Here is a 13,966-nt window from a genome sequence, read left to right as displayed (position 1 = left end):
GCGCCGGCGGCCGCACCGCCGCTGCCGCCAGTGCTAGCGCTTGCGCGAGAGGGTCAGGCCGTCCGAGATCGCCAGCAGGACCGAATCCATGCGCGGGTCCGCCGCGACGTGGTCGTTGAAGGCGCGGACGCCCGCCGCCGAGCCGGTGGCCGCTTCGTCCAGGACGGCGCCGTGGTAGAGCGTGTTGTCCGTGACGATCAGACCGCCCGGGCGCAGGCGCGGTACGAGCTCTTCCCAGTAGGCGATCTGGCCCTCCTTGTCCGCGTCCACGTACGCGAGGTCGACGTGCTCGTCGGTCGGCATGGCGCGCAGGGTGTCCAGGGCCGGTCCGATGCGCAGTTCGACGCGGTCGGCGACGCCCGCGGCCTCCCAGGCCTCGCGGCCGTACGCCGTCCACTCCTCCGAGACGTCGCAGGCGATGAGGCGGCCGTCCGGGGGCAGGGCCTGGGCCATGGAGAGCGAGGAGAAGCCGGTGAAGGTGCCGACCTCCACGATGTGGCGGGCGCCGGTCAGCCGGACGAGGAAGGCCAGCAGAGGGCCCTGTTCCTCGGCCGACTGCATGCCGGCCACGTCCGGGAACTTCTCGTACGTCGTCGCCACGAGCCCCCGCTGGACCGCGTCCAGCGGGGGGTTGTGGGCGAGCACGTACTGGTAGAGCTCATCGGTGATCTTGGTGCTGTTGCCCTTGGTCATGCGTCCAGTCTGCCCAGCCGGGCGGCCTCGCGGGTGAACGACCGGACGATTTCCTCGCCCGCGAGCACTCCGGCGGTGTGCAGGGCCGTCACGGACGGGGCCTCCCAGGCGGCGTCGGCGAGTTCTCCGTGGCCGGGCCGCCACCCCAGGTCGGCGGCGAGCAGCAGGTCGGCGTCGAGGAGGGAGTCGCCGGCGGCGAGGGTGGTGGCGGCCCCGGTGCGGCGGGCGATCTCGCGCATGGCGGCGCTCTTGGTGAGCGGGCGCGGTACGGCGTAGATCTTGCGGCCCTGGAGCGAGACGGTCCAGCCGCGTGCGCCCGACCACTCCACCAGGGCCTTGAGCCACTCGGCGGGGACCAGGGCGCGTTCGACGACGAGGTACGCGAAGAGGTCCTCGGCCACGCGCGCCTTGCGCAGCCAGGCCGGGTCGGCCGTCGCCAGCAGGTGGGCGTGGACCTCTTCGAGCGGGGCGCACTCCTCGGCGAGGCGGGCGGCGACCTGCCGCCGCCAGTCGCGGTCGGGGACCCCGTCGACGAGGATCTGGCCGCCGTTGGCGCAGATGGCGTAGCGGATCGGGAGGCCGGGGAAGCGGATGCGCTGGTACTGCTTGCGGGTCCGCGTGGTCGTCGGGACGAAGACCACCGAGGGGTCGGCGGTCAGTTCCGTCAGGAGTCCGGCCGCCGTCTCCGTCATGTAGGACAGCGGTCGGCTCTCGTGGACCTCGACGCACAGCAGGCGGGGGGCCACCGGGTCGGGCATGGTCAGGCCGAGGGCGGCCGCCGAGTAGATGAGCGTGCGGTCGAGGTCGCTGGCGATCAGGACGGTCACTTCGAGGCCACAGCCTTCCCGTCGGCGCCGGTGGCGCCGCGCGTGAATCGGGGGTGGATGAGTCCGACGCAGGTGTAGGGCAGCCCGTCGACCTCTTCGACGGGTACCGCGCGCTGTTCGGCGAGGAGCCGGACGTGTTCCAGGTCGGCTCCGGCGCCGCGCCGGGCGAGGATCTTCCACGGCACGCGGCGCAAGAGCACGCGGGTGGTCTCGCCGACGCCGGGCTTGACCAGGTTCACGTCGTGGATGCCGTACTCCTCGCTGATCCGCTCGACCGCCGCCCAGCCTTCCCAGGTCGGGGTCCGGTCGGCCGCGAGGAGTTCCTTGACCTCGGCGTCGACGGCGTCGGCCACCTCGTCGAAACGGGCGGCGACGGTGTCGACGAAGTCGACGGAGACGTCGGCTCCGGCGAGCTCGCGGTAGAACTTCGCGCCGTGGAAGTCGGCGGGGCCGACCAGGTCGGACCTGAGCACCGTACGCGAGACGAGCCCGGAGACGGTGGAATTGAGACAGGCGGAGGGGATCAGGAAGTCCTCGCGGGTGCCGTACGTCTCGACGCAGGAGCCGGGGTCGGCGAGGACGACGATCTCGGGGTTGAACCCGTCGAACGCGGCGAGGGCGTCGCGCAGCTCGCGGCTGATGGCGCCCTTGCCGGTCCAGCCGTCGACGAAGACGACGTCGGCGGGGTCGTGGTGGGCGGCCAGCCAGCGCAGCGCGTTGGCGTCGATGCCGCGGCCGCGGACGATGGAGACGGCGTAGTGCGGGAGGTCCAGGCCGTGCCGCAGCCGGGCCCAGCGGCGCATGAGCACGCCGACGGGGGTGCCGGCGCGGGCCAGGGAGACCAGGACCGGGGAGGGGGAGCGTTCGGCGAGGACGGTCTCGGTGACGGTGCCGACGGCCCGGGCCACGCGGGCGGCGGAGGCGGTCAGGGCGCTCCGGTAGAGCTCCTGGTACTGCGGGGTCGGCTGGTACTCGACGGGCAGGGACTCGGCGTAGTGGGCGCCGCCCGCCTGGATGGCCTCCTCGCGCTCCTCGGTCGGGGCCTCCAGCTCGACGTCGGAGAGGTCTTGGAGCAGCCAGCCGACGTCCTCGGGGGCGTACGAGGAGAAGGCGGGGCCGCGCAGGGGCTCGGGCATGGTCGGCTCCCGCCGGTCGGGTGCGTAGGACGGTACGACGGCCAGCAGGACCCGGCCGGTGTGCGGGGCGAGGGCCGCCAGGAGCCCGGTGCGCAGGGCGGGGGTGTCCCCGGCGGAGTCGACGACGGCGACGACGGCGTCGAAGCCGGCGCCGGCGACGTTGTAGGCGTAGCGGTCGCCGGGGCCGTCGACGGGGTCGTCGTGGGCGGGGAAGACGAGCCGGGTGCGGATGGCGTAGCCGGGGTCGTCCACGGCGAGGACAGGTGAGCGGGTGGTGGTCGAGAAGCGGACCTCGCGGGCGGCCCCGGTCTCCTCCAGGGCCATGGCGAGGCGCAGCGGGGCGTACATCAGCTCTTCGTTGCCGAGGACGAGGACGCGCCCGGGTGCCGTGCCGAGGGCGGCCGTGAGCCGGCGGGCGAGGGCGGGCAGGGCGGCTTCGAGACGGGCGCGGTGGGCGGCGGTGAAGCCGTGCCGGCCGCCGTCCGGGAGCCCGGCGGGCCAGTCCAGGGCGACCTGCTCCCAGGTCCCGGAGGGGGCGCCGGGAACGCCCGCGTCCTGTGCCGCGGGCGGCGTCGCGGTCGGGGTCGCGGGCGGCGTCGCGGTCGCGGTGTCGTACTCCTCGACCAGGGCGCGGCCCTTGGCCAGGACCCCTTCGGGGAGGGTCGCGGTGCCGGAGGCCAGGGCGACGAGGTCGACGCGGGCCCCGAGCTCGGCGGCGAAGCCGGTGAGGCGGTCGCGGTCGGCCGGGGAGCGCATGTCGACGAGGGCGACGACCACGTAGTGCCGGCGGGGGTGGCGGGCGTGCAGGTCGCGGATGGTGTTCAGGACCGTGTTGCCGGTGGAGAACTCGTCGTCGACCAGGACCAGCGGGCCGCTGCCGGCCAGCAGCGCGGGGTCTTCGGGGAGCAGCAGGTGCGAGGTGGCGTGCGAGTGGGCCTCTTCGAAGCCGCCCGCGGGCCGCACTCCGGGCACGGGCCGGCGGGTGGAGTGCAGGTAGGGGGCGGGGCCCAGGCCGTCGGCGACGCTGTGGCCGAGTCCGGTGGCGGTCTCGGCGTAGCCGAGGACCACCGCGCGGGCGGCGTCCTCGTCGCCGAGGAGGGCGCGGACCCGCTCGCCGAGCCCGTGTCCGGCGGCGTAGACGGTCGCCGGGGACTGCGGGACGTGCTTGCCGAGCACCTGCGAGACCAGCAGGTGCGCCCGCTTGGGATTGCGCCGCAGGGCCAGGCCCAGCAGTTCCTCCAGTCGCGGCCGCCCGGTGTCCGGCCCCTCGTCGTCCAGGGTGATGCCGAGCCGCCGCGCGACCCACGTTCCCGACCACACAGCTTCGATCGTCTCGCCTTTTCTCTGGTTCGGCTCGGGCACGGGCCCGCTCATACGTGGAGACCGGCAGTGAGCAGGTCGACGAAGCCGACCTCCTCCCTGGCCACACCGAAGACCTCGGCGCGCAGCATGGTGCGCTCCGCCCAGGCCCGGTGGGGCTTCACCTCGTTCATCTTGTTCGTGTAGACGGAACGCATCACTCCGCCGCCGCCGCTCTCGGGCCGCAGGATGTCCTGGGCGTCGCTGAACTCCTCGTGCGAGACCACGGACAGTGCGTGCACGGGCGTGACGTGGGCGGGGTGGATGCAGGTCTTGCCGAGCAGGCCGTTGGCCCGGTCGAGCTCGATCTCGCGCAGCAGTCCGTCGAGGTCGTGCTCGATCAGGGCGGTGCGCAGCTCTTCGACGCCCTCCTCCAGGAAGGGGCTGCGGCGCAGCTGGGGCTTGAAGAGGCGCTGCTGGCTGCGGAAGTACTCCCAGACCGGGCCGGTGACCGTGAATCCGGTGCCGTCGGCGCGGCTGAGGACGTTGACGACGTCCGCGATCACCCCGGCCACGATCTGGACGTCGTAGGCGGTCATGTCGGGGGTGCGCCGCAGGCCGTAGGCCGAGCAGAAGTCGGTGACGCCCAGGCGCAGGGCCAGCACCCGGTCGCGGTGGGCGTTGACGGTCCGGGAGATGCCGGCGAGGGCTTCGACGCGGGTTTCGAGGTGCAGGAGCTCGGGGGTCTCCAGGACGGGCATGGCATACAGGCGGGGTCCGGCGCTCAGGGCCTCGGCGGCGGCCACGGCGTCGAGGAAGGCCGCGCCGCGGTGCTCGTCGAATTTGGGTAGTACGAATCCGGCCAGTCGCCGGGAGGCGCGGCCCAGGCGGCGCACGAGGTCGGGTATCTGCTCGGCCGTGCGGACGCGGACGAACAGGAGCGGGAGCTCCGTGTCGTCGGCGTCGTCGGCATCGGCGTCGGCGTCGAGCTCGGTGAACTGCCGGACGAGGTTGTCCTCGGCTCCGGCCACGTCTGCGTCGCTGATGGAATCCTCCAGGCAGAGGACCATGGAGACGACCCCGCGGCCCGCCTGCTTGCGGATGTCGGCGGCGAGGTGGGGCCGGGTGGCCGGGCTGTAGAGCGTGGCCCCCAGGGCCGCGGCGAGGATGCGGGCCGAGGAGGCGCCGGTGAACTCGACCGGTTCCTGGTGGAAGAGGTCCTTACGGGCGGTGGACGATATGTGTCCAAAGTGACGCATGTGCTTCCCCCGTACTGCCTCGGCGGCCCATTTGGCGTGGCCGGTAATAGTACGTACGAACAGGAGTCAAGAGTTCCTCAAGCACATGAAGTTCAGGTAACCCTCTTGCACCATGCCCAGCTCTCGCGTTCGAAACAAGGCCCGGCGGGGGGCCGCATTGTCCCGGTCCACCCCGGGAGGGCAGGATGACGGGCATGACGCACGCGATGCAGAAGGGCTCCAACATCCCGGTCACCGCCCTGGCGGTGCGGGCCGTGCTGCGCTGGACCGGCGGCCCCGAGGTGCCGGACGTGGACGCCTCCGCGCTGCTCGTGGGCCCGGACGGCCGGGTGCGCTCGGACGAGGACTTCGTCTTCTACAACCAGCCGCGGCACCCCTCGGGAGCCGTGTGGCGCCTGGGCAAGAAGCAGATCGGCGACGCGGTCACCGACGCCGTCCAGGCCGACCTGCGGACGGTGCCCCCGGCGGTGGACCGGATCCTCGTGGTCGCCTCGGCCGAGGACGTCCCCTTCGAGCGGGTCCACGACCTGCGCATCCTGCTCTACGACGCCACCGCGTCCGGCGGATCCGAACCGCTGGCCCACTTCGACGTGCGGCCCGAGACCGGCTCCGAGACGGCGCTGATCTGCGGCGAGCTGTACCGCCGGGGCGACGGGTGGAAGTTCCGGGCCCTCGGCGAGGGCTACTCGGACGGGCTGGTGGGCCTGGCGACCGACCACGGCATCTCCGTCGACGAGAACGCAGCCGAGGGCGCCGCGGGCAGCCCCTCCGCGGGACCCACCTCCGAGCAGACGGCCGCCATGGTGCCGCCCACGCAGGCCCCGCCCGCCGTTCCGCCCGCCTACGGGTACCCCCAGCCCGTGTCACCGGTGCCGGGCCCGGGCGCCGACCCGTCCTTCCGGCTCCCGGTGCAGGGCCCGCAGTTCGTCCGGCGCTAGGTCGCGCCGGCGAGGCGGCGCCCGGCCGCCGGCCGCGGTCAGGCCTTGGTGCTCTTGTAGCCCCGGCCCCACTGGAGCCCCCAGCCGTAGAGCCGGTCCAGCTCGGCCTGGAACCCGTACACGAACTTCACCTCGCGCCGCACCACGAGCTCGCCCTTGACCTTCTCCATGGAGACGACCGCGCAGGAGCGGGCCTGCGGGTGCCGCTCGTCCAGCGGTATCTCGATCCGCGGCCCGGTGACCGGGTAGAGGGTCACCATGGCGTGCGTCCGGTCGAAGGCCGGGGTCTGGTCGTAGATGTAGACGAAGACCAGCAGCCGCTTGATCTCGTCGGCGTGGTCGAGGTTGACGTAGAGGGTCTCCCCCGACGCCGAACCGAACCGGTCGTCGCCGCTGAGCTTGACGAACGGCGGGTCGTTGATGTCGCCGAGCAGGTTGCCCAGCGGCTGTACGGCGCCCCGGGTGCCGTCCGTGAGCTCGTACAGGCAGCCCATGTCGAGGTCGACGTTGACCATGCCCTGGGTGTGCGCCTGCACCATGTCCGGTTTGAACAGCTTGAACGGGTGGCGGAAGAGCTGCCCGCTCTGGCCGGAGCGGCCCCCGAAGTCCGAGGTGCGCATGCGCCAGGACAGGTTGACGCGCAGATTGCCGTGGACCGCCCCCTGTTTGGTGAGCGACACCGTCGGTTGCCGCCTGGTCAGCTCGATCGCGTTCGACGAGGCGCTGCCCGACTGGAACTGCTGGGCACGGCTGCCCAGGATGCCGTCGAAGAAGCCCATCCCCTACCCCCCTGTTTCTCCCTGGTCCCCTGACGCGCACGCCGGACGCGCACGCGAGCGGGGCGGCCCGGAGGATCCGTGGACCCGCCGGGCCGCCCCGCACAAGAGCGTTCCGCATTACCGCCGGGGTCATGCCTCCGCGGTGGAACCCTCCAGTTCCAGGCGCTTGTTTCGGCGCACGGAGGACCAGAAGGACCAGCCGATCAGCACCACGCCGACGAGGCCCGTGATGACCTCGTTGATCTCGTACTGGATGGTGACGAGGAGGATCACGGCGAGGGCGCCGATGGCGTAGTGGGCGCCGTGCTCCAGGTAGACGTAGTCGTCCAGGGTGCCCTGGCGGACCAGGTAGACCGTGAGCGAACGGACGTACATGGCACCGATGCCGAGGCCGAGGGCCATCAGCACGATGTCGTTGGTGATGGCGAAGGCGCCGATGACCCCGTCGAAGGAGAAGGAGGCGTCGAGGACTTCGAGGTAGAGGAACATGAAGAAGGCGGCCTTGCCGGCCATGACGGCGGCCGAGACGGGCTTGCCGGTCTTCTTGGCCTCCTCCTCGGCCTCCTGCTCGGCTTCCTCTTCCTCCTCCAACTTGTTCTCGAAGTAGCCGGAGAGGCCGCCGACCACCATGTAGGTGATCAGGCCGAGGACACCCGAGATCAGGACGGTCTGGCCCTTGTCGACGTGCATGCCGCCGTGCTGGTGGGCGTTGGCGGCGAAGGTCATCGAGGTGATGACCAGGACGATGAGCGCGATGCAGGCCGACAGCATGTCGACCTTGCCGAGCTTGGCGAGGGGACGCTCCAGCCAGGCCAGCCACTTGATGTCACGGTCCTCGAAGATGAAGTCGAGGAAGATCATCAGAAGGAACATGCCGCCGAAGGCCGCGATGGACGGATGGGCGTCCGTGACGAGCTGCTGGTACATCTCCTTGTCGGAGACCGCCAGGTCGACGGCCTCGATCGGCCCGATCTTGGCACTGATCGCGACGATCACGACGGGGAAGACCAGGCGCATGCCGAACACGGCGATCAGGACACCGATGGTGAGGAAGATCTTCTGCCAGAAGGCACTCATCTTCTTCAGGATTCCGGCGTTGACCACCGCGTTGTCGAAAGACAGCGAGATCTCCAGGACCGACAGGATCGCAACGACCCCGAACGCCTGCCACCCCCCGTAGAACACCGCTGCGACCAGACCGAGCGCAGTGATTGCGAACGACCAGCCGAAGGTTTTGAGAACCACTGGCACCTCATCGTCTTGTACGGCTTTACGAAACGTTGACCCCGAAGTCTAGAGCGATGCCCCGCAGGCCCGACGCGTACCCCTGCCCCACCGCCCTGAACTTCCATTCGCCCCCGTAGCGGTAGACCTCGCCGAAGATCATCGCGGTCTCGTTGGAGGCGTCCTCGGAGAGGTCGTAGCGGGCGAGCTCCTGGCCGTCGGCCTGGTTGACCACCCGGATGAAGGCATTGCTGACCTGGCCGAAGCTCTGCCGGCGGGCCTCCGCCTCGTGGATGGAGACCGGGAAGACGATCTTGTCCACCTGGGCGGGCACCTTGGAGAGGTCGATGATGATCGACTCGTCGTCGCCGTCGCCCTCCCCGGTGAGGTTGTCCCCCGTGTGTTCGACGGATCCGTCGGGGCTCTTCAGGTTGTTGTAGAAGACGAAGTACTCGTCGCCCAGCACCCGGCCGCTGTTGCACAGCAGCGCACTGGCGTCGAGGTCGAAGTCCGCTCCCGTGGTCGAGCGCGCGTCCCAACCGAGACCGACCAGAACGCGGGTGAGGTTCGGTGCGGCCTTGGAGAGGGAGACATTGCCCCCCTTGGCGAGTGTGACGCCCATGTTGTGGTCCTCCCCGGACGACGGGTGTGGCGGTGCGGCGGGTGTGCCGTGGCGGTGTCGGTCGTGCTGGCGGTGCGGGTCGTGCTGATCGTGCCGGCGGTGCCGGTCGTGCCGGCGGTGCCGGTCGTGCCGGCGGTGCCGGTCGTGCCGGCGGTGCCGGTCGTGCCGGCGGTGCCGGTCGTGCCGGCAAAGCCGGTCCGGCGCCGTACACACAGTGCACGGCGCCGGACGGGTGAACTGCTGCGGGGCTCAGACGTTGACGCCGAAGTCCTGCGCGATGCCGCGCAGGCCCGAGGCGTACCCCTGGCCGATGGCGCGGAACTTCCACTCCGCACCGTTGCGGTAGAGCTCGCCGAAGACCATGGCGGTCTCGGTCGAGGCGTCCTCGGAGAGGTCGTAGCGGGCGAGCTCGGTGTTGTCGGCCTGGTTCACCACGCGGATGTACGCGTTGCGGACCTGGCCGAAGCTCTGCTGGCGGCTCTCGGCCTCGTAGATCGAGACCGGGAAGACGATCTTGGCGACGTCGGCCGGGACGCCCGCGAGGTTGACCTTGATGGCCTCGTCGTCGCCCTCGCCCTCGCCGGTGGTGTTGTCACCGGTGTGCTCGACGGAACCGTCGGGGCTCTTCAGGTTGTTGAAGAAGACGAAGTTCGCGTCGCTGGCGACCTTGCCCTGGTCGTTGGTCAGGATCGCGCTGGCGTCGAGGTCGAAGTCGACACCGGTGGTGGTGCGAGCGTCCCAGCCCAGACCGACGATGACCGCCGTCAGGTTAGGCGCGGCCTTGGTCAGCGAGACGTTGCCGCCCTTGCTGAGGCTGACTCCCACGGGTCCTCCATTGGGTTCTGTGTGGGGCGGTGCCCCCGTCGTGCGTTTGCTACCGGATCAACGTTCCGATCCTAGTGACGGGTTCCCGCCTGTTAACCGGTTTTCGTGCGGATGCCGCTCGGGGACGGCTCAGAGGCTGTCGAGCGCGCGGATGTACTCGTTCAGGTCACGCGCGTCGGGCAGGCCGTTGACGACGGTCCAGCGCACGACGCCCTCCTTGTCGATGATGAAGGTGCCGCGCACCGCGCAGCCCTTCTCCTCGTCGAAGACCCCGTACGCGCGGGAGGTCTCCCCGTGCGGCCAGAAGTCGGACAGCAGCGGGTACTCCAGCCCCTCCTGCTCGCCGAAGACCCGCAGGGTCGGCACGGAGTCGTTGGAGACGGCCAGCAGCTGCACGTCGTCGTTCTGGAAGTGCGGCAGCCGATCGCGCAGCGCGCAGAGCTCGCCCGTGCAGACGCCGGTGAAGGCGAACGGGTAGAAGAGCAGCACGACGGCCTTCTCGCCCCGGAAGTCCGAGAGCCGCACGGTGGCGCCGTGGTTGTCCTTGAGCTCGAAGTCCGGGGCCTTGTCGCCGACCTCGATCGCCATCTGTCGCTTCCCTTCGTTCCTGCTGCGCCGCGTTGCGCTGTTCGGGTGGTGCAAGCCTAGGCCCTGCGGGGTTCGCGGGCGGTGAACGCGCACGCCCCGCCGGCCGGGGTCACCCGGATCGGCGGGGCGTGCGTGTCCGCTCTGACTGCGAGGCGCGGCTCAGCGCTTCTTGGCTGCGGCCTTGGGCGTCACCAGCTTGGTGGCCGTCCAGTCCTTGCCAACGCTGACGGGCTTGGCCTGGGAGAGGCCGGCGGTCTCGACTGCCTCGCTGATGTCGCTGGCCTCCACGAAGCCGTCACGGCCCGTCTTGGGAGTCAGCAGCAGGACGACGGCACTCTCGTCAACCAGCTCGATGGCATCGACCAGTGCGTCGGTCAGGTCGCCGTCCTCTTCCCGGAACCAGAGGACCACGGCGTCGACCTCGTCGTCGTAGTCCTCGTCGACGAGGTCGCTGCCGATCTGGTCCTCGATGGACTCACGGAATTCCTGATCGACGTCGTCGTCGTAGCCGATCTCCTGGACCACCTGGTCGGACTGGAAGCCCAGCCGGGTGGCCGGGCTCTCCGCGTGGTCCGCGGTCGCGCTCACGGGGTGCCTCCTGCTCATGTTCGGTGAATGTCTTCGGGCGGCGCGCGTACGCGCAGCATTGGGCGTAGTCCACACGGGCGCGGCGGATCGCGCAAGTACCCGGCCGCCGAGACCGTCGAAACGGTGACGATTGCGGCCGTCTCGCCGCAACTTTCAGCCTGCCCGCATGTCCCTCCGGTGATTCATCCCACACCATTCCCGCTGGTTCGGTACTGCCTGAGGACTTTCCTACCTGTTTGAGGGACGAACGGCCTTACGAAATCGTTGCCCGTCTTGGGCGTAAGGTTGCGTTTTGGCCGGACCGCCGTCGCCCCTTTCCGTCGGACACCCCGCCGACGCCAAGGGTTACCCGGTGGTAAAGATGACGATTACGGCCGAGCGTAAGACCATGGGAGGCGGCGAACCCCAGGCACGACTCCCCCGACAGCGAAGGAACAGCGTGGCTTCCGCATCCGATCGCAACCCGATCATCATTGGCGGCCTGCCCAGTCAGGTCCCGGACTTCGATCCGGAGGAGACGCAGGAGTGGCTCGACTCCCTCGACGCGGCCGTCGACGAGCGGGGCCGTGAGCGCGCCCGCTACCTGATGCTGCGGCTGATCGAGCGGGCCCGCGAGAAGCGCGTGGCCGTGCCCGAGATGCGCTCCTCGGACTACGTCAACACCATCGCGACCAAGGACGAGCCGTTCTTCCCGGGCAACGAGGAGATCGAGCGCAAGGTCCTCAACGCCACCCGGTGGAACGCGGCCGTCATGGTCTCGCGCGCCCAGCGTCCCGGGATCGGGGTCGGCGGCCACATCGCCACCTTCGCCTCCTCCGCCTCCCTCTACGACGTGGGCTTCAACCACTTCTTCCGGGGCAAGGACGAGGGCGACGGCGGCGACCAGATCTTCTTCCAGGGGCACGCCTCCCCCGGCATCTACGCCCGCGCGTTCCTCCTGGACCGGCTCTCCGAGCAGCAGCTCGACGCGTTCCGGCAGGAGAAGTCGAAGGCCCCGTACGGCCTGTCCAGCTACCCGCACCCGCGACTGATGCCGGACTTCTGGGAGTTCCCGACCGTCTCGATGGGCCTCGGCCCGCTCGGCGCGATCTACCAGGCCCGGATGAACCGCTACATGCAGGCGCGCGGCATCGCCGACACCTCGAAGTCGCACGTCTGGGCGTACCTGGGCGACGGCGAGATGGACGAGCCGGAGTCGCTCGGCCAGCTGTCGATCGCGGCCCGCGAGGGGCTGGACAACCTGACCTTCGTGGTCAACTGCAACCTCCAGCGCCTCGACGGCCCGGTGCGCGGCAACGGCAAGATCATCCAGGAGCTGGAGTCGCAGTTCCGGGGCGCCGGCTGGAACGTCATCAAGCTGATCTGGGACCGCTCCTGGGACCCGCTGCTGGCGCAGGACCGCGACGGCATCCTGGTCAACAAGATGAACTCCACGCCCGACGGCCAGTTCCAGACGTACGCCACCGAGTCGGGCGCGTACATCCGCGAGCACTTCTTCGGCGGCGACCAGCGGCTGCGCGCGATGGTCGAGAACATGACCGACCAGCAGATCCAGCACCTGGGCCGCGGCGGCCACGACCACAAGAAGGTCTACGCGGCGTACGCGGCGGCCAAGGCCCACAAGGGCCAGCCGACGGTGATCCTGGCGCAGACGGTCAAGGGTTGGACGCTGGGCCCGAACTTCGAGGGCCGCAACGCGACGCACCAGATGAAGAAGCTGACGGTCGACGACCTGAAGCGCTTCCGCGACCGCCTGCACATCCCGGTCACGGACGCGCAGTTGGAGGGCGGCGCCCCTCCGTACTACCACCCGGGCCGCAACTCCCCCGAGATCCAGTACATGCACGACCAGCGCAGCGCGCACGGCGGCTACGTGCCGACGCGCGTGGTGCGCGCGAAGCCGCTGCAGCTGCCGGACGAGAAGGCGTACGCGGCGGCCCGCAAGGGCTCGGGCCAGCAGTCGATCGCCACGACGATGGCCTTCGTCCGCATCCTGAAGGACCTGATGCGGGACAAGGAGATCGGCAAGCGGTTCGTGCTGATCGCGCCCGACGAGTACCGCACCTTCGGCATGGACGCGTTCTTCCCGAGCGCCAAGATCTACAACCCGCTGGGTCAGCAGTACGAGGCGGTCGACCGCGAGCTGCTGCTCGCGTACAAGGAGTCGCCGACGGGCCAGATGCTGCACGACGGCATTTCGGAGGCGGGCTGCACGGCCTCGCTGATCGCGGCGGGCTCGGCGTACGCGACGCACGGCGAGCCGCTGATCCCGGTCTACGTCTTCTACTCGATGTTCGGCTTCCAGCGCACGGGTGACCAGTTCTGGCAGATGGCCGACCAGCTCGCGCGCGGTTTCGTCCTGGGCGCGACCGCGGGCCGGACCACCCTCACGGGTGAGGGCCTCCAGCACGCCGACGGCCATTCCCAGCTGCTGGCCTCGACCAACCCGGGCTGCGTGGCGTACGACCCGGCCTACGGGTACGAGATCGCCCACATCGTGCGGGACGGTCTGCGCCGGATGTACGGTCCCGACGCCGAGGACGTCTTCTACTACCTGACCGTCTACAACGAGCCGATCCAGCACCCGGCCGAGCCGGCCGACGTGGACGTCGACGGCATCCTCAAGGGCATCCACCGGGTGTCGCGGGGCACCTCGGGCACCATCGGGGCGCAGATCATGGCCTCGGGCGTGGCGGTGCCGTGGGCGCTGGAGGCGCAGCGGCTGCTGGCCGAGGAGTGGAACGTCCGGGCGGACGTGTGGTCGGCGACCTCGTGGAACGAGCTGCGCCGCGAGGCCGTCGCGGTGGAGGAGCACAACCTGCTGCACCCGGAGGAGGAGCAGCGGGTCCCGTACGTGACGCGCAAGCTGTCGGGTGCCGAGGGGCCGTTCGTGGCCGTCTCGGACTGGATGCGCTCGGTGCCGGACCAGATCTCGCGCTGGGTGCCGGGCACGTACACCTCGCTGGGCGCGGACGGCTTCGGCTTCGCGGACACGCGCGGCGCCGCTCGGCGCTTCTTCCACATCGACGCCCAGTCGGTGGTGCTGGCGACGCTGACCGAGCTGGCGCGGGACGGGAAGATCGACCGTTCGGTGCTGAAGCAGGCCGTCGACCGGTACCAGCTGCTCGACGTCACGGCGGCCGACCCGGGCGCCGCGGGCGGCGACGCCTGAGGTCCGGCGTCTGACG

12 protein-coding genes are annotated in these 13,966 nt (G+C 70.4%); 2 read left to right on the top strand and 10 right to left on the bottom strand.

Annotation, left to right across the window (positions count from 1 at the left end; genetic code table 11):
- Nucleotides 1–33 precede the first annotated feature (33 nt).
- From CP968_RS22930 to CP968_RS22915, 4 genes are read right to left on the bottom strand one after another with little or no spacing between them, the layout of a single operon-like run.
- On the bottom strand, nucleotides 34–693 hold the full coding sequence (locus CP968_RS22930; RefSeq protein WP_150519788.1) for an O-methyltransferase: 660 nt from the start codon (nucleotides 691–693) through the stop codon (nucleotides 34–36).
- Complete coding sequence (locus tag CP968_RS22925) at nucleotides 690–1,520, bottom strand: HAD family hydrolase (RefSeq protein WP_150519787.1); 831 nt, start codon at nucleotides 1,518–1,520, stop codon at nucleotides 690–692. Before CP968_RS22925 ends, CP968_RS22930 begins: the two co-directional genes overlap by 4 nt.
- Nucleotides 1,517–4,018, bottom strand: a complete 2,502-nt coding sequence (locus CP968_RS22920) for a phosphoribosyltransferase (protein WP_229886536.1) — start codon at nucleotides 4,016–4,018, stop codon at nucleotides 1,517–1,519. Before CP968_RS22920 ends, CP968_RS22925 begins: the two co-directional genes overlap by 4 nt.
- Nucleotides 4,019–4,026: 8 nt before the next feature.
- On the bottom strand, nucleotides 4,027–5,214 hold the full coding sequence (locus CP968_RS22915; protein WP_150519785.1) for an HpcH/HpaI aldolase/citrate lyase family protein: 1,188 nt from the start codon (nucleotides 5,212–5,214) through the stop codon (nucleotides 4,027–4,029).
- Nucleotides 5,215–5,408: 194 nt separating this feature from the next.
- Between CP968_RS22915 and CP968_RS22910 the strand changes: the two genes are divergently transcribed.
- On the top strand, nucleotides 5,409–6,152 hold the full coding sequence (locus CP968_RS22910) for a TerD family protein (RefSeq protein WP_150519784.1): 744 nt from the start codon (nucleotides 5,409–5,411) through the stop codon (nucleotides 6,150–6,152).
- A gap of 38 nt (nucleotides 6,153–6,190) precedes the next feature.
- Here CP968_RS22910 and CP968_RS22905 read toward each other — a convergent pair whose 3' ends face one another.
- The 6 genes from CP968_RS22905 to CP968_RS22880 all read right to left on the bottom strand — a co-directional run bounded on the left by CP968_RS22905 (nucleotide 6,191) and on the right by CP968_RS22880 (nucleotide 10,778).
- Nucleotides 6,191–6,931, bottom strand: coding sequence for a TerD family protein (locus CP968_RS22905; protein WP_150519783.1), 741 nt, complete (start codon nucleotides 6,929–6,931; stop codon nucleotides 6,191–6,193).
- Between the two features lie 129 nt (nucleotides 6,932–7,060).
- A complete protein-coding gene (locus CP968_RS22900; protein WP_150519782.1) occupies nucleotides 7,061–8,176 on the bottom strand; it encodes a DUF475 domain-containing protein in 1,116 nt (371 codons plus the stop codon).
- 25 nt (nucleotides 8,177–8,201) lie between these two features.
- Nucleotides 8,202–8,777, bottom strand: a complete 576-nt coding sequence (locus CP968_RS22895; protein WP_150519781.1) for a TerD family protein — start codon at nucleotides 8,775–8,777, stop codon at nucleotides 8,202–8,204.
- A 249-nt stretch (nucleotides 8,778–9,026) separates the two neighbouring features.
- On the bottom strand, nucleotides 9,027–9,602 hold the full coding sequence (locus tag CP968_RS22890) for a TerD family protein (protein WP_008739115.1): 576 nt from the start codon (nucleotides 9,600–9,602) through the stop codon (nucleotides 9,027–9,029).
- A 129-nt stretch (nucleotides 9,603–9,731) separates the two neighbouring features.
- Nucleotides 9,732–10,190, bottom strand: coding sequence for a peroxiredoxin (locus tag CP968_RS22885; RefSeq protein ID WP_150519780.1), 459 nt, complete (start codon nucleotides 10,188–10,190; stop codon nucleotides 9,732–9,734).
- A gap of 159 nt (nucleotides 10,191–10,349) precedes the next feature.
- On the bottom strand, nucleotides 10,350–10,778 hold the full coding sequence (locus CP968_RS22880; RefSeq protein WP_189828945.1) for a DUF3052 domain-containing protein: 429 nt from the start codon (nucleotides 10,776–10,778) through the stop codon (nucleotides 10,350–10,352).
- Between the two features lie 439 nt (nucleotides 10,779–11,217).
- On the opposite strand from CP968_RS22880, the gene aceE reads away from it, so the two are divergent.
- Nucleotides 11,218–13,950, top strand: coding sequence for a pyruvate dehydrogenase (acetyl-transferring), homodimeric type (aceE, locus tag CP968_RS22875; protein ID WP_150519778.1), 2,733 nt, complete (start codon nucleotides 11,218–11,220; stop codon nucleotides 13,948–13,950).
- Nucleotides 13,951–13,966 lie beyond the last annotated feature (16 nt).

The sequence above is a fragment of the Streptomyces subrutilus genome (assembly GCF_008704535.1).
Taxonomy (GTDB): domain Bacteria; phylum Actinomycetota; class Actinomycetes; order Streptomycetales; family Streptomycetaceae; genus Streptomyces; species Streptomyces subrutilus.
The sequence above is the reverse complement of the archived record's forward strand: the minus strand, read 5'-3'. Positions and strand labels throughout refer to the sequence as shown.